14 protein-coding genes are annotated in these 14,379 nt (G+C 74.8%); 11 read left to right on the forward strand and 3 right to left on the reverse strand.

Annotated elements, in window-relative coordinates; translation table 11 throughout:
• From ACOV8S_RS06780 to ACOV8S_RS06805, 6 genes are all read left to right on the forward strand, one after another.
• The coding region (locus tag ACOV8S_RS06780; protein WP_448316684.1) for a non-ribosomal peptide synthetase at positions 1-2,371 on the forward strand (2,371 nt) is incomplete at its 5' end.
• Between the two features lie 78 nt (positions 2,372-2,449).
• On the forward strand, positions 2,450-2,698 hold the full coding sequence (locus tag ACOV8S_RS06785; RefSeq protein ID WP_448316686.1) for an acyl carrier protein: 249 nt from the start codon (positions 2,450-2,452) through the stop codon (positions 2,696-2,698).
• Positions 2,695-3,954: a condensation domain-containing protein gene (locus tag ACOV8S_RS06790; protein ID WP_448316688.1), complete on the forward strand. Its 1,260-nt coding sequence runs from the start codon at positions 2,695-2,697 to the stop codon at positions 3,952-3,954. Before ACOV8S_RS06785 ends, ACOV8S_RS06790 begins: the two co-directional genes overlap by 4 nt.
• Complete coding sequence (locus ACOV8S_RS06795) at positions 3,951-5,858, forward strand: N,N-dimethylformamidase beta subunit family domain-containing protein (protein WP_448316690.1); 1,908 nt, start codon at positions 3,951-3,953, stop codon at positions 5,856-5,858. The genes ACOV8S_RS06790 and ACOV8S_RS06795 overlap by 4 nt, the downstream gene beginning before the upstream one ends.
• On the forward strand, positions 5,816-6,556 hold the full coding sequence (locus ACOV8S_RS06800) for an SOS response-associated peptidase (RefSeq protein ID WP_448316692.1): 741 nt from the start codon (positions 5,816-5,818) through the stop codon (positions 6,554-6,556). The genes ACOV8S_RS06795 and ACOV8S_RS06800 overlap by 43 nt, the downstream gene beginning before the upstream one ends.
• Before the next feature lie 110 nt (positions 6,557-6,666).
• A complete protein-coding gene (locus ACOV8S_RS06805; RefSeq protein WP_448316693.1) occupies positions 6,667-6,834 on the forward strand; it encodes a hypothetical protein in 168 nt (55 codons plus the stop codon).
• Between the two features lie 15 nt (positions 6,835-6,849).
• On the opposite strand, the gene ACOV8S_RS06810 is transcribed toward ACOV8S_RS06805, so the two are convergent.
• Entirely contained in the window at positions 6,850-7,848 is a 999-nt protein-coding gene (locus ACOV8S_RS06810; RefSeq protein ID WP_448316694.1) for an ArsR/SmtB family transcription factor, read from the reverse strand.
• Positions 7,849-8,063: 215 nt separating this feature from the next.
• Between ACOV8S_RS06810 and ACOV8S_RS06815 the strand changes: the two genes are divergently transcribed.
• The 3 genes from ACOV8S_RS06815 to ACOV8S_RS06825 all read left to right on the forward strand — a co-directional run bounded on the left by ACOV8S_RS06815 (position 8,064) and on the right by ACOV8S_RS06825 (position 9,278).
• A complete protein-coding gene (locus ACOV8S_RS06815) occupies positions 8,064-8,462 on the forward strand; it encodes a peptidoglycan-binding domain-containing protein (protein WP_448316696.1) in 399 nt (132 codons plus the stop codon).
• 100 nt (positions 8,463-8,562) lie between these two features.
• Positions 8,563-8,961, forward strand: coding sequence for a peptidoglycan-binding domain-containing protein (locus ACOV8S_RS06820; RefSeq protein WP_448316698.1), 399 nt, complete (start codon positions 8,563-8,565; stop codon positions 8,959-8,961).
• 119 nt (positions 8,962-9,080) lie between these two features.
• Entirely contained in the window at positions 9,081-9,278 is a 198-nt protein-coding gene (locus ACOV8S_RS06825; protein ID WP_448316700.1) for a hypothetical protein, read from the forward strand.
• A 21-nt stretch (positions 9,279-9,299) separates the two neighbouring features.
• Here the strand turns inward: ACOV8S_RS06825 and ACOV8S_RS06830 are convergent, their stop codons facing one another.
• Complete coding sequence (locus ACOV8S_RS06830) at positions 9,300-9,530, reverse strand: DUF6059 family protein (RefSeq protein ID WP_448316701.1); 231 nt, start codon at positions 9,528-9,530, stop codon at positions 9,300-9,302.
• 265 nt (positions 9,531-9,795) lie between these two features.
• Here ACOV8S_RS06830 and ACOV8S_RS06835 point away from each other — a divergent pair, with 265 nt between their 5' ends.
• Positions 9,796-10,569 (forward strand): AfsR/SARP family transcriptional regulator, encoded by a 774-nt coding sequence (locus ACOV8S_RS06835; RefSeq protein WP_448316702.1) that lies wholly within the window; start codon positions 9,796-9,798, stop codon positions 10,567-10,569.
• Positions 10,569-11,393 (forward strand): thioesterase II family protein, encoded by an 825-nt coding sequence (locus ACOV8S_RS06840; RefSeq protein WP_448316704.1) that lies wholly within the window; start codon positions 10,569-10,571, stop codon positions 11,391-11,393. The genes ACOV8S_RS06835 and ACOV8S_RS06840 overlap by 1 nt, the downstream gene beginning before the upstream one ends.
• Here the strand turns inward: ACOV8S_RS06840 and ACOV8S_RS06845 are convergent.
• A complete protein-coding gene (locus tag ACOV8S_RS06845) occupies positions 11,352-14,093 on the reverse strand; it encodes an ATP-binding protein (protein WP_448316706.1) in 2,742 nt (913 codons plus the stop codon). The two genes, ACOV8S_RS06840 and ACOV8S_RS06845, sit on opposite strands and share 42 nt — an antisense overlap.
• Positions 14,094-14,379 lie beyond the last annotated feature (286 nt).

Here is a 14,379-nt window from a genome sequence, read left to right on the forward strand (position 1 = left end):
CCGCACCCCCGCGCCCGCCCGCCGCGGCGCCGTGGTGCCCATCCGCCTCGACGCCCGCGAGGCCGACGCCCTCACCCGACTCGGCCGCGCCCACGGCTGCACCCTGTTCATGGTGCTGCTCGCCGCCTACCAGACCCTGCTCGCCCGGCACACCGGCCACCACGACATCCTCGTCGGCACCGCCACCGCCGGCCGCGAACGCCTGGAACTGGAGGACGTCGTCGGCTACCTCACCGACGTCCTCGTCCTGCGCGGCGACCTCTCCGAGGACCCCGACGTCGCCGAACTGCTGCGCCGCACCCGCGACGACGTCCTCGGGGCCTTCGCCCACCAGGACGTCCCGTTCGAGCAACTGGTCGCCGAACTGCGGGTGGAACGCGACCTGTCGAGCACCCCGCTGTTCCAGACCATGGCAATCCTGCACAACCAGCAGACCCACCGCCCCGCCGACGCCTTCGCCGGACTGCGCAGCACCCCCTTCGACCACGGCTTCCAGCAGGCCAAGTTCGAACTGATGCTGGAGGCCTGGCACGACGACCGGGAACTCGTCGTCACCCTCGTCTACGACGCGGGGCTGTTCGAGGAATCCACCATGACCCGGTTCGCCGAGCGGTTCGGGCAGCTCCTGCGCGCCCTGCCCGACCACGAGGCCACCCCGCTCTCCGCCCTCCCCCTGCTCACCTCGCAGGACACCCCGGTCCTCGAAGGACCGCCCCTCGCGGAAGCCCTCCCCACCGTCCCCGAACTCCTCGCCCGCGCCGTACGCGAGCACCCCGACCGGGTGGCCGTCGCCTGCGGGGAGCTGAGCCTGACCTACGCCCAACTCGACGCCCGCGCCACCGAACTCGCCGCCGCACTGCCCCACGGCGCGGTGGTCGGCATCCGCCTCGGCCGGCACCCCGACGCCGTCGCCGCGATGCTCGCCGCCTGGCGCGCCGGCAGCGCCTACCTCCCCCTCGACCCGGACTACCCCGAGCAGCGCCTCGCCCACATGGCCGAGGACAGCGGCGCCCGCGTCGTCCTCACCCCGGACGGACCGCAGCCGCTGCCCGGCACCACCGCGACCGACGCCGCCTACGTCATCTACACCTCCGGCTCCACCGGCGTCCCCAAGGGCGTCGTGGTCGGCCACGCCGCGCTCGCCGCCCGCGTCGCCTGGATGCGGGAGGCATACGAGCTGCGCCCCGAGGACCGCGTCGTGCAGTTCGCCGCGCTCAGCTTCGACACCCACGTCGAGGAGATCTTCCCCGCGCTCGCCTCCGGGGCCCGCCTCGAGCTGCTCCCCGAGGGCGCCGTCACCCTGCCCGAACACCTCGACGGCGTCACCGTCCTCGACCTGCCGACCGCCTACTGGCACCACCTGGTCGAGGTGATCGACGACATCCCCTGGCCGGACACCCTGCGCCTGGTCGTCCTCGGCGGCGAACAGGTCCACGAGAGCGCCGTCACCCGGTGGCGCGAACGGTTCGGCGACCGCGTCCGGCTCGTCAACACCTACGGCCCCACCGAGGCCACCGTCATCTGCACCGCCGACGAACTCACCGGCGAGCCCAGCGAAGGACGGCCCCCCATCGGACGCCCGGTCGGCGGCGCCCGCGTCGTCCTGCTCGGCCCGCACGGCGAGAAGGCGCCGCCCGGCGCCCCCGGCGAACTGTGCGTCGGCGGCGCAGGCCTCGCCGACGGCTACCTCGGCCGGCCCGACCTCACCGCCGAACGCTTCCCGCTGCTCGACGGGGAGCGGTACTACCGCACCGGCGACCGCGCCCGGCTGCGGCCCGACGGCCGCCTGGAATTCCTCGGCCGCCTCGACGACCAGGTCAAGCTCCGCGGCTTCCGGATCGAACCCGGCGAGATCGAGGCCCACCTCGGCGGCCGCGGCGCCGTCGCCGTCCACGGCCAGACCCTGGTCGGCTACACCGTCGGCGACCCGGGGACCCTCCCGGACGAGCTGCGCGCCACCCTCCCCCCGCACCTGGTGCCCGCCGCCTGGGTGGAACTGGACGCACTGCCGCTCACCCCCAGCGGCAAGCTCGACCGGGCCGCGCTCCCCGCGCCGGTCCGCACCCAGGAGTGGACCGCCCCGCGCACCGACGCCGAACTGCTGGTCGCCGAGGTATACGCCGAAGTCCTCGACACCCCCCGCATCGGCGCGCTGGACGACTTCTTCGCCCTCGGCGGCCACTCCCTGCTCGCCGTCCGGGTGATCGCCCGGCTGCGCGCCGCCACCGACGTCGACCTGCCCATCCGCACCCTCTTCGACCAGGGCACCGTCGAGGGCGTCGCCCGGGCGCTGGAGGACCGGCTGCTCGCCGAGCTCGAACAGCTCACCGACGAGGAGGCAGCCCTGCTGCTCGCCCAGGAACCGTCCTGACCGGACCGGCGCACCGCCGGCGCGCGAGGACACCGCACCACCGCACCACCGCACCACACCGTCGCAGGAAGGAAGCACATGACCAGAGACGAGATCACGCAACGGCTCGCGGAACTCGTCGCCGAGGCCTCGGACGGCGACATCCCCGCCGAGCAGGCCCGCGACGCGGGCGTCCCGCTCTCCGTGCTCGGGCTCACCTCGCTGTCCCGGATGCGGCTGATCGACGCGGTGGAGAGCGAGTTCGACGTCGAACTCGACCTCGGCGAGCGGGACTGGACGATGCTGGACGACCTCGGCGCCCTCGCCGACCACCTGGAGCACCGGTGATCATCCCCTTCGCCGGGCCGTCCGGCGGCACCGGCCCCCTCACCTGGGGCCAGCTGGCGATCTGGGACGCCATCGAACGGACCGCGCCGGACGACCACTACTTCAACTTCGGCCGCGTCCTGAAGGTCCCCGGCGTCCGCTCCCTCGACGAGACGACCGCCGCGCTCGCCGCGCTGCTCGGCACCCACGACTCGCTGCGCACCCGGCTCGACCTGCCCGGCGGCGGCGACCTCCCGCGCCAGCGGCTCGCGGAGGGCGGGGAGCTGCCGGTGCTGCTCTCCACCGACGACCCGGAGAAACTGCTCACCCAGCTGTGCTCCACCCGGTTCGACTACGAGCGTGAATGGCCGCTGAGGGTCGCCCTGGTCACCGACGGGCCCCGGGTCACCCACGTCGTGCTCGCCTTCTGCCACCTCGCCGCCGACGGGCTCGGCGCGGACATAGCCGTCCGCGACCTGAGGATGCTGCTGCTGCGGGGCGCCGACGCCGGCCGGCCCCCCGCGGCCAGCCCGCTCGACCTCGCCCGCTGGCAGGCGGGGCCCGAGGGCCGCCGGGTCGCCAGGCGGGCCGCCGCCGTCTGGGAGGCCGTCCCCCACCAGGTGATGTTCGCCCGGGAGACCCCGGAGGCCGACCGCATCGACCGGCCCCGGGTCTGGCGCGCCCAGCTCTTCTCCCCGGCGCTCGGCCTGGCCGCGCGGGCCGTCGCCGCCCGCCACCACACCTCCACCTCCACCGTGCTGCTCACCGCCACCGCCGCGCTGGTGAACCGTTACACGGGGCAGGACCGGAGCGTGGTGCTGCCGATCGTGCACAACCGCTTCCGGCCGGACACCGCAAAAATCGTCAGCATGGTGTCCCAGGAGGGCGTCTTCGTCCTCGACGGGGCCGACCGCGGCCTGGACGACCTGCTGGGCGCCGCCGGCTCCGCCTCCCTGCGGGCCTACCGCAGCGCCTTCCACGACCCGCTGGACCGGATGCGGGGCGACTGGGTGCAGCCCCTGTGCTGCTTCAACGACCAGCGTTTCGCCGAACCCGGCCCGGCGCCGCGCACACCGGAGGAGATCCGGGCCGCCCTCCCGGCCACCACCCTGTCCTGGCCGCTCAGCCAGGACCGGCTCAACTGCCGCTTCTGCGTGCACGTCGGCGGCGACCTGGAGGTCTCGCTGACCGCCGACACCCACTTCCTGCCGCGCCGGCGCATGGAGCAGTTCCTGCTCGACCTGGAGTCCCTGCTGGTCGCCGAGGCCGGCGCATGACCGTCACCGCCTGGGCCACCGCCACCTCCTGTCCGCAGGGCGGGACGCTCGGGTTCCGGCTGGAGGCGCCCGGAGCGGTGCCGGTGACGGTCACCGACGCCGCCGACGGGCGCGCCGTCCTGCGGGGCCGGGCCGCCGGCCCCTGGTGGGAGCTGGAGATCCCCGAGGACTGGCCCAGCTCCCTCTACCGCGCCCGGTTCGGCGACGTGCCCGACGAGGACCGCCCCCGGACGCTGCCCGGCACGGCCGCCCCGGCGGACCACGAGGTCTGGTTCGTCGTCCGGGAGGCCGTCCCCACCGCGCCCGTCCTGGTCAGCGTCCCGTTCACCACCTGGCAGGCGTACAACCGCGCCGGCGAACCCGGAGAGGGCCTCTACTGGACGGAGTCGCCCACCCGCGCCCGCAGGGTGAGCTTCGACCGCCCCGGCGGAGGGCCACCGCCCGAGCGGTGGGAGGAAGGACTGCTGCGCTGGCTGCGGCCGGCCGGCTACCAGGTGGCCTACTGCTCCAACCTCGACCTCCACGACGGCCGCGACCTGCTCTCCGGACACCGGCTGCTGGTCGTCAACGGCCACGACGAGTACTGGTCGGCCGGGATGCGCGACTGCGTCGAGGAGTTCGTCCGGCAGGGCGGCAACGCGGCCTTCTTCTCCGGCAACACCGCCTGGTGGCAGATCAGGCTGGAGGACGACGGGCGCACCATGGTCTGCCACCGCGACGCCCTCGACGACCCGTGTGCCGACCCCGCCCTGGCCACCGTCGAGTGGTCCGCCACCGGCCGGCCCGAGAACGGCCTCACCGGCGTCAGCTTCCGCGCCGGCGCGGGCATCTGGGGCCCGCACATGGCACGGATGCTCGAGGAGTCGTACACCGCGCGCTTCGCCGGACACTGGGTCTTCGAGGGCACCGGGCTCGGCGACGGCGACAAGTTCGGCCAGGGCTGTCTCGGCTACGAGACCGACGCCGCCGAGTACCGGGAGGTCCACGGCGTCCCCCGGGTCACCTGCCACGACGGCACCCCGCCCACCTTCGTGGTGCTGGCCACCGCCGACCTGCGGCACTGGAGCGCCCACGGCCAGGGCGGCGCCGCCACCATGGGGGTCTTCACCAGCGGCGCCGGCACCGTCTTCAACGCGGCGACCGTCAACTGGGGCCACGCCCTGGACGACCCCGTGGTGGACCGGATCACCCGCAACGTCCTGGACCGGCTCTCCACCGCCCTCCCCGACTGGGAGGTCGTCGGCGACGCCGCCGGGCTGCGGGCCCTCGCGGTCCAGGGCCGCACCCTGTACGGCATCGGCCCCGACGGCCGGCTCCTCGGCCGCGAACTGTGCGGCCAGAACCTGCCCTGGCAGCCGGTGGGACCGGGCGGGGGAGTGGTGGCGCTGGCCGCACCCCGCGAGGCGGCCGGCCAGGTGGGCTGCGGCCTCTACGGCGTCACCGCCGACGGCAGGCTGCTCCGGCGCGAGCGCGACGGCTGGCTCGACCTGTGCCCCGCGCCGCGGGACGCGGTCGGCCTCGCCGTCGCCGACTGCGCCTTCCACCTCCTGACCGCGGACGGCGACCTGTGGAGGAGTTCCTTCGCCACGCCGGACCAGTGGGAGCGCGACACCGTCTCCCCCGGGGAGCGGCCCCTGCGCCGCCTCACCGCCGCCAACGGCAGATTGTTCGCCCTGGACGCCGCCGGCGCGCTGCTCGCCCGCCTGCCCACCGACCCGCACTGGACGCCGCTCGCCGGGACCTCCGGAGTCCGCGCCCTCACCGCGCACGCCGGCTGGCTGGTGACGGCGGGCGACGACGAACTCCTGCGCCGCGGGAAGGTCGCCTCGTTCGCACGCGCCGGCCGTGCCACAGTGGAGGCATGTGCGGCCGTTACGTCTCCACCCGTAGTCCTCAGGAACTGACCCGGATCTTCGACGTGGTGGAATGGCGCCCCGAGGAGACCCTGGAACAGAACTGGAACGTCGCCCCCACGGACGAGGTCTACGCCGTCCTCGAACGCGCCCCGCGCGGCGCGGACGAGGGGGCGCCGGTGCGCAGGGAACTGCGGACGCCGCGCTGGGGCCTGGTGCCCTCCTGGGCCAAGGACCCGAAGATCGGCTCCCGGATGATCAACGCCCGGGTGGAGACGGTGCACGACAAGCCGGCCTTCCGCCGCGCCTTCGCCCGCCGCCGCTGCCTGCTGCCGGCGGACGGCTTCTACGAGTGGGAGCAGGTGAAGGACGAGGCCACCGGCAAGGTGCGCAAGCAGCCGTACTTCATCCACCCCGCCGACGGCGAGGTCATGGCCCTCGCGGGCCTCTACGAGTTCTGGCGCAACCCGGAGGTCAAGGACGGGGACGACCCCGCCGCCTGGCTGCTGACCTGCACCGTCATCACGACCGAGGCCACCGACGAGGCCGGCCGCGTCCACCCCCGCATGCCGCTCGCCCTCGCCGCCGACCACTACGAGGACTGGCTCGACCCGCGCCATGAGGACCCCGACCACCTCCGCGCCCTGCTCACCCGCCCCGCGGACGGCAACCTCGACGCCCGGCCCGTCTCCCCGGCCGTCAACAACACGCGCAGCAACGGGCCGCAGCTCCTCGACGCGGTGGGCTGAAGGCGGTACGTGCGGCACCTGTTCCTATTGACAAACGATAGGTACCCGTCGATATTCGATATCTGGCCTGGCCTGACCTGGCCTGACGTGATCGACGGAGAGGTGGCGGGATGAGGACGGCGGTACCGGTGGCGATCGGCCTGATCGGGCTGGCGCTGATGATGTTCATGATTGTCACGGAGGGCGAGCCGGGGGCGCTGCCCCTCGCCCTGGTCGTCCTGGGCGGAGCCTGGTTCGTCCTGACGCGCCTGAAGGGCCGCCCTTCCGCGGGTGGCTGACCGCTCGGTGGCGCGTCACCGGCGTCCCGCCAGGCGGGAGCCCTCGGGGGTGCGGCGGTAGAGGACGGAGCGGCCGGACCGGGCGCGGGCGACCAGGCCGGCCCGGTGCAGGATGCCGAGGTGGTAGGAGACCGTGGAGACGCGAAGGAAGTGACGGAGCGCCAGCTCGGTGGTGGACGCCGGCCGGACCAGGGCGGCCAGCAGTCCGGCGCGGGTGGGCCCGAGCAGCCGGGCCATCTCGGCGGTGGCGGCCGTCGATGTGAGCGTGTGGGGCGCCGCCTCGGCGCGCACCGGGTAGACCAGGACCGGGGGCCGTCCGCCGTCGCGCGTCGGGTCCACGGCCACCATCGGTCCGGCCGCCACGAGTGAGGGGACGACCACCACCAGGGGTACGGGGAGGGCGATCCGGAACCGGCTCTCGACCCGCAGCGTGCCGTCGGCCCAGTCGATGGCGGGATGGAGCGAGTCGAAGAGCCTGGCGGCCCCCCGGCGGGCGAGCACCCCGGCGCACCGGTCGATCTCCGCGTCGAGCGCGGCCCTGGCGGCGTCCCAGTGCGGGGCGAAGGCCGTCTCCCAGTAACGCCGCAGCTCGTCCGCGGCCTGGCGGGCCACCTGGGCGCCGCCGCGTGCCATGGCCCGCCGCACGCCCGTCGGTGAGCCGCAGCCGTCGAGGCCGTTCCCGGGGCGCCCCTCGAGGAGGGCCTCCAGTTCGCGCAGGACGCGCCGGGGCGGGGTGTGCCGGACCTGTGCCAGCTGTTCCTCCACCGTGGGCGACGGCCCCGACGGGTGGGGACTGAGGAAGTCGGGCACGTATCCGCCCTCGTCCAGGGCCAGTTCCGACAGCAGCGGCAACCGCGCACGGCGCAGCGCGCACCGGGCACGGGCGACCCACGGGTCGGGGTCGGGAACCGGCCGTGCCTCCGGGGGCAGCAGGGTCAGGGCCATCTCGTGCAGCGGCGAGACGGCGAAGCGGGACCGGGCGAGCCCCGCCGCGTCCACGGTGAGTTCGATCACGGCCCCTCCGAGTCCCTGCTTCCGCCGGCGCCGGCGCCGGGTCCGCGCGGCCGTCGCTTCGAATCTGATCGAATCATTGATGAACCGATCGCGGTAGAAGGCGTGATCGCCGCAGTCTGGTGGAGCTGCGTCGATGGCATGTACGTGCCAGTTCTGTCGGCCGGTCGGCCGTCGGCAGCGTCCCGCCGGACCCCTACGCGAGAGAAGAGACGACCTTGCGCAGAACCTTCGCCATGGCCCTGACCGCCGCCACGCTGACGGCCGTCACCGTCACCGCCCCCTCCGCCTTCGCGGGCACCGCCTCCGCCCAGGCGTACACCTGCCGCTACTCGGTCTCGGGAGGCAACGCGTACGCCGGCTACTACAGCGGCAACACGGTCGTGCCGAGCCGTACCACGGTGACGTCGGCGGGCATCGAGGCCCAGTGCCTGCTCAAGCGCGCGAAGTTCGACCCCGGCACGATCGACGGCGTCTTCGGCCCGAACTCCCAGGCCGCGACCAAGAAGTTCCAGACGCTGATGAACAACGCCTTCGGCTACAACACCGCCATCGACGGCATCGTCGGCAGTGAGACGTGGCCCGCGCTGCGGTGGTACGCCGAGTACAACGCCTGAGCTGCCGCGACCTGTGTCCGGGCGCCCCGTGCGGGCGCCCGCCCCCAGTGACCGCCGAGCGACGGCGACATCGCCGCGCCGACACCAGAGACGGGACGACATGCGCAGAAACCTCGCGACCGCCCTCACGGCCGCCGTGCTGATCACCGGCACCCTCACCGCACCGGCGGCCTTCGCCGGCACCACCTCCGCCCAGGCGTACACCTGCAGCTTTGAGATCCAGGAGCCCTACGCCTACGCCGGACGCTACTACGGGATGTCGGTCGTCCCGAGCTCCACCGGGGTGTCCAGCTCGGGCATCGAGGCCCAGTGCCTGCTCAAGTGGGCCGGGTTCGACCCCGGCACGATCGACGGCGTCTTCGGCACCAACTCCCGGGCCGCGGCCAAGCGCTTCCAGTCCACCATGAACAGCGCGTACGGCTACAGCCTGGCCACCGACGGCATCGTCGGCAGCCAGACCTGGCCCGTCCTCCGCACCTACGTGTACGCCCGCTCCTGATCCCCGGGCGCGAGGGCGCCCGCGCGGTGTCGAGCACGGCTCGAGGAGGTCTGTGGGGGCGGGCGCGACGCTGGTGCGCGTCCGGACGGCCGGTTCTGTCGCTCGACGAAGGGCTCCCCATGCGCACCTCGGAGATACGACCGATCGCGAGCCGCGGCGCGCTGGCCGTGCGGGCCGCCCACGCGCTGGCCGCGTCCGCCGACATCGGCACGCTGCAGCGGATCCTCGGGCTCGACCCCGACGAGCCCGGCACCGTGGCTCCGCGGCGCGGGCCGGCGCCCGCCGGACCGGCGGAGGCGGACGACCGCGCCGCGTGACAGGACCTGCCGGGCCTCGCCTCAGCCCAGACCGTCCCTGAGGAGCCGCTCCAGCTCGGGCGGCAGCGCCTCTTCACAGAGGCGTTCGGGGTGGCCGGGGGGAGGACCGGTGAGGCCGCCGGGCGACCCGGGCCGCCCGGACGGCTCGGGCCGGCCAGGTGGTTCGGGAGGCGGCGGAGGGCACCAGAGGAGCCCGAAGCGGATGACCGCCTGCCCCAGGGCGACCAGGCGGCGGACGAGCAGCAGACGCATGCACCGACCATGGGGCCCTGCGCCAAAGCCCGTCCAAAGCCGGGCGGCCCGGGCCGTCGCTGCCCCCGGGGGCGGCCCCGCCCGGAGCCTGCCGCGCCCTCTCCGCCGGCCCTCGCCGCGCCCCCTTCGGAGGCCCCGGCGGCACGCGTTTCCGTGGCGGCCGGGCCTACGTACGTACTTCCTCCGATGCGTGGACACCTGTGCGAACTGCAGAGTTGATGCAGATCGAAGCGAAAGTTTGTTCCCGCTATCGCGCGAGGTGTCGATGCGCTACGAGTTGCTCGGCCCGCTCCGGGTCACGAACGGCGGGGAGACCTTCTCCCTCAGCGCCCCCAAGATGGAGATGACGCTTGCCACCCTGCTCCTCGGGGCCGGCCGGGTCACCACCAAGGACCAGCTGGCCACCGAACTGTGGGGGTCGCGCCCGCCGCGGCGGGCCTCCGCGGCGGTGCACGTCTACCTCTCCCAGTTACGGAAGTTCCTCGTGTCCGCCGGGGACGCCGACGGCCGGGCCATCAGCACCAAGCCGTCCGGATACGTGCTGCACCTGGACGGCGCCGCCTACGACGTCGCCGAGTTCCAGGAACTCACGCGGGACGGCCGCCACCACCAGGACGCGGGCCGTCACGAGGCCGCCCTTGAAGCCTTCGAGCTGGCGCTCCTGCTGCTGCGCGGACCAGTCCTGGACGGTCTGGCCGAGGGCCCGGCGCTGTCCGCCTTCACGACCTGGGCGGAGGCGGAGCGGCTGGACTGCCTGGAGCTGTCCGTCGAGGCCCGCACCGCGCTCGGCCGGCACCGGGAGGTGATCAGCCTGCTCGACGGGCTGATCGCGCAGTACCCGCTGCGCGAGTCCTTCTACCGGCAGCTCATGCTGGTGCTGTACCGGGCCGAGCGCCAGGCGGAGGCGCTGCGGGTGTACCGCAAGGCGCAGCAGGTGCTGCGGGCGGAGCTCGGACTGGAACCCTGCCGCTCCCTCAGACGGCTGCACCACGCGATCCTGACCTCCGACCGGGTCCTCGACCTGCCACTGGCGAGCTGATGGCGGCGGACCCGCGGGACCTGTGGCTGCGGCGCTTCCACCCGGCCCACGCCCACGCCCCCGAACTCGTCTGCTTCCCCCACGCCGGCGGCTCGGCGGCCTACTGGCACCGGCTGTCGTCCGTCCTCGCCCCGGAGGCCGAGGTCTCGGCCGTGCAGTACCCGGGGCGGCACGACCGCCACCGTGAGCCGCCGGCCACCGACCTGCACACGCTCGCCGACCACGTCGCCGGGGCACTGGGCCGCGCCGACCGGCCCAGGGTCCTGCTGGGACACAGCATGGGCGCCTCACTGGCCTACGAGGTGGCGGTGCGGCTCGCCGCGCGGGGGCAGGGCGAGCCGTCCGCACTGATCGTCTCGGGGCGGCGGGCGCCCGCCTGCGCGGAGCCGGGGCAGGATCGGCTCTCCGACGACGCGGCACTGGTGGCCAAGGTGCGCAGTCTGGGCGGCACCGGGGCCGAGGTGCTGCGCGACCCGGACATGCTGGAGCTGATGCTGCCCGTGCTGCGCGGGGACTACCGGGCGCTGGCGGCGTACACCCCCAGCAGCGGGCCCGTCCTGCGCTGCCCGGTGCTGGCCCTGTCCGGCGACCGGGACGGCGAGGCGTCCGTCGAGGAGGTCCGGGCGTGGCGGCGCCGGACGTCGGGGGAGTTCCGGCTGCGGGTGTTCCCCGGAGGCCACTTCTTCCTGACCGAGCACCTGGACGTCGTGGCCGGCCTGGTCCGCGGGACGCTGCGTGAGACGGTCGGGCCGGCCCCCGCCGGGAGGGCGCCGACCGGCCGCTCAGCCGGCCAGGGCCAGCAACCGCGCCAGTTCCGCACGTGAGTTGACGCCCAGCTTGCTGTATATACGGGTGAGATGGGCGTCGACCGTGCGAGGGCTCACCCGCAACTCCTCGGCGATCTCACGGGATTTGCGCCCCTCACCCGCCAGCGCCGCCACCTCCCGCTCCCGCAGTGTCAGTTCGGTCAGAGCCTGCTCGGGACGGCCGCCCGCCGCGCGGTGCGCGGCGCGTGCCAGCTCCTTGGCCCGCGCCCCCGACGGGCTGTTGACCACGAACAGTTCGAGGGCGTCGCGGTAGCACCGCGCTGCGTCCTCCCGCAGACCGCGCGCCAGCAGCGCGTGACCGCACGCCAGCAGGGCGTGCCCCTGCTGCTCCGGGAGGCCCACCGCCGAGGCGGCCTCGGCCGCGTGGTCCGCCCACTCCTCGACACTGTCGGCGCCGACGCCGCTCTGCACCCCGGCGGCGGCCAGCAGTTCGTACCCGCGGGCGGCGAGCACGGCCACCGGCTCGGAGACCCGCCAGGCCTCCCGGCGGGGCAGCAGCAGCGCCAGCGCGGCGGCCCCGTCGCCCGCCGCCAGCAGGGACTCCGCGATCAGCAGCGCGCTGAGCGGGGTGCGTGGCGCCGGCGACGGCTCCCCGTCGGCCGGGCGGCCGCGGGGCACGGCCGGCGTCTGCCCCAGCTGGGCCCAGGCGGCCGCCGCGATCGCGTCGGAGAGACCGACGTGGTCGGTGCGACCGGCGGCCTCGGCCACCGCCCGGCCCTCCTGTGCGGTGCTCAGCGCGTCCGCCAGGTGACCGGCCTGGTGGTGGACGTAGGCCAGGGTGTCGAGCAGAGGCGGGAGCAGATGCGCGTCGCCCCGCTCCCGCACGGCCGACAGGGCGCGCTCGCCGTGTCCGCATGCCGGTCCGTACCAGCCCATCAGCGCCTCGGCCCAGCTCAGCATGAGCAGGTACACCGACTCCTGCTCGTCGGCCGGCTGCCCGTCGTCGAGGTCGTCGAGCGTCTGGGCGGCCGAGTAGAGCGCCATCTCCGCGGTGCGGGTGTCGCCGGTGAGGACCGCGCACATGCCGCGCAGAACCAGCGCGCCCGCGGCGGTCATCGGGTCGGCCTCCGCGGTCTGCCGCACCAGCGCTTCCGCGTCGGCCCGCACAGGCACCTGACCCGCCAGCACCTTCACCACGCGCTGCTGGACGTGCAGCAGCGCCAGCGCTCCGGAGTCCGGCGCCGGCGTCGAGTCGAGCTCCGCGCCGATCAAGGACTGCGCCTCCTCGTCCAGGCCGAGCGAGGCCAGGACGGCCGACAGCAGCACCGCCGACGACACCCGGTCGGGGGTGCCGGCCCGGCCGGTGAGGACGGGCGCCGCGAGCAGCTCACGGACCAGGACCCGCACCGCGTCCGCATCGCCGGACGCGGTGAGCGCCTGGACGACCGGACGCCACAGCTCGGCCCCGAGGAGCACCTCGCCGGGCGCCTGCGGAACGGCGCGCTGCATCCGGATCGCCGCGCTGAGCCAGCGCGCGGCCTCGGCGGGCCGCCCCGCGTGCAGTTCGGCCCGGGCCGCTGAGGCCAGCACCCGCAGGTCCGACGGATCCGGGGCGCTCCCGGCACCGGCGACGTGCGGGGCGAGCTCGGTGGCCGACGCGCCGGCCTCGGCGAACCACCGCAGGGCCCGGCGATGGGCGCCGGCCCGCCAGCAGGCGTCCGTCGCCGCGTACACGCACTGACGCAGCAGCGAATGGCGGAACGTCAGCCGGCCAGGGGCGGCGGGACGCACCAGGTCACGGCGGCGCAGTTCACCCAGTGCCGCGCAGGCCCGGTCCCGGTCGAGACCGGCGACTTCGGCGACCGAGTCGACGTCGAAGGCGTCGCCCAGCACGGCCGCCGCGTCGGCCGCGGTGCGCACCGGCTCCTCCAGGTACGTCGTCTCCGCCAGCAGCCGGGCGGCGGAGCCGCCCGGGGCGAAGACGTCCGGGGCGTCGTCCGCCCGCTCAGCGGACGCCAGCATCGTCAGGTACAGCGGGACGCCGCGGCCCGCCTCGTGCAGCCGGACGGTGGCGGGGGCGGTGACCGGCGCGCCCAGCAGGCGCCCGGTCTGTTCCAGGGACAGCGCGGTCAGCTCCACGGCGTCCGCCGTGCCCTGCTCGACGCCGTGCCGCAGGACGGCGGAGAGCTCGACCGGCGACTGCCGGGGCCGGTGCGCGACGACGAGGGCGAGCCCTCCGTCGACGGGCCACCGGACCAGCATGTCGAGCAGGGCCACCGATGCCGGATCGGCCCAGTGGCAGTCGTCGAGCATCAGCAGCAGGCCTCCCGGCGCGCCGGACAGGCACGCGCCGATCCGGTGGCGCAGCTCGGTGTAGTGGAGGCAGCGCTGCGTGAAGTCGGCCGTGCCGCCCGCGGAGGGGTCCTCGGCCAGCGCCCGGACCAGGGACGCGGCCGGCGGGACGCGCGCACCGGACCCGTCCGGCGCCGGCCAGGCCGTCAGGGCCTGGGTGAAGGGGTGGAAGCGGATCGCCCTCCCCGCCTCGGTGCAGTGCCCCCGCAGGACCGTCAGCCCTTGGCGGCGGGCCCGGTGCGCAAGGGCGGAGAGCAGCCTGGTCTTGCCCGTTCCCGGGTCGCCCGCGAGCTCGACGGCTCGGCCTCCTCCCGCGGCGGCCGCTTCCACGGCCCGCAGCAGCCGGTCCAGTTCCTCGGTACGGACGGTGCCGGGTTCGACGGTTTCCACCGCGGCGACGCTCATCGTTCACGTTCCTTCCCCGTGGTGCGTAGCTCCTCCGTGCCGTTCCCTTCGGCCGCCCGCGGACGGCGGCCGGGCCTCAGCCTAGAAGAGCCGCGGACGGGTCGTCGGGTGTGTAACACAAGCTTCATGACGGCGACGGGCGGCGTTCTGACGCGGGCCTGTCCGCCGGACAGGCCCGCACGGCCGCAGGAGCCTTAGGCGTGCTTTAGAGGTCCGCCCGAGCCTGGTGCTCCGCCGACGGCGTCCGCCTGCCCGGGACGCCGGCGATCGCGACCCGACGAGGAGC

This window comes from Streptomyces sp. CO7 (assembly GCF_053474865.1).

Excerpts from the sequence above, each read along its gene's own strand:
- ACOV8S_RS06805 (WP_448316693.1), top strand. The coding sequence starts at position 6,667 with ATGAGGACGGCGGTACCGGTGGCGATCGGCCTGATCGGGCTGGCGCTG.
- ACOV8S_RS06825 (WP_448316700.1), top strand. The coding sequence starts at position 9,081 with ATGCGCACCTCGGAGATACGACCGATCGCGAGCCGCGGCGCGCTGGCC.
- ACOV8S_RS06785 (WP_448316686.1), top strand. The coding sequence starts at position 2,450 with ATGACCAGAGACGAGATCACGCAACGGCTCGCGGAACTCGTCGCCGAG.
- ACOV8S_RS06845 (WP_448316706.1), bottom strand. The coding sequence starts at position 14,093 with ATGAGCGTCGCCGCGGTGGAAACCGTCGAACCCGGCACCGTCCGTACC.
- ACOV8S_RS06840 (WP_448316704.1), top strand. The coding sequence starts at position 10,569 with ATGGCGGCGGACCCGCGGGACCTGTGGCTGCGGCGCTTCCACCCGGCC.
- ACOV8S_RS06820 (WP_448316698.1), top strand. The coding sequence starts at position 8,563 with ATGCGCAGAAACCTCGCGACCGCCCTCACGGCCGCCGTGCTGATCACC.
- ACOV8S_RS06795 (WP_448316690.1), top strand. The coding sequence starts at position 3,951 with ATGACCGTCACCGCCTGGGCCACCGCCACCTCCTGTCCGCAGGGCGGG.
- ACOV8S_RS06800 (WP_448316692.1), top strand. The coding sequence starts at position 5,816 with ATGTGCGGCCGTTACGTCTCCACCCGTAGTCCTCAGGAACTGACCCGG.
- ACOV8S_RS06835 (WP_448316702.1), top strand. The coding sequence starts at position 9,796 with ATGCGCTACGAGTTGCTCGGCCCGCTCCGGGTCACGAACGGCGGGGAG.
- ACOV8S_RS06830 (WP_448316701.1), bottom strand. The coding sequence starts at position 9,530 with ATGCGTCTGCTGCTCGTCCGCCGCCTGGTCGCCCTGGGGCAGGCGGTC.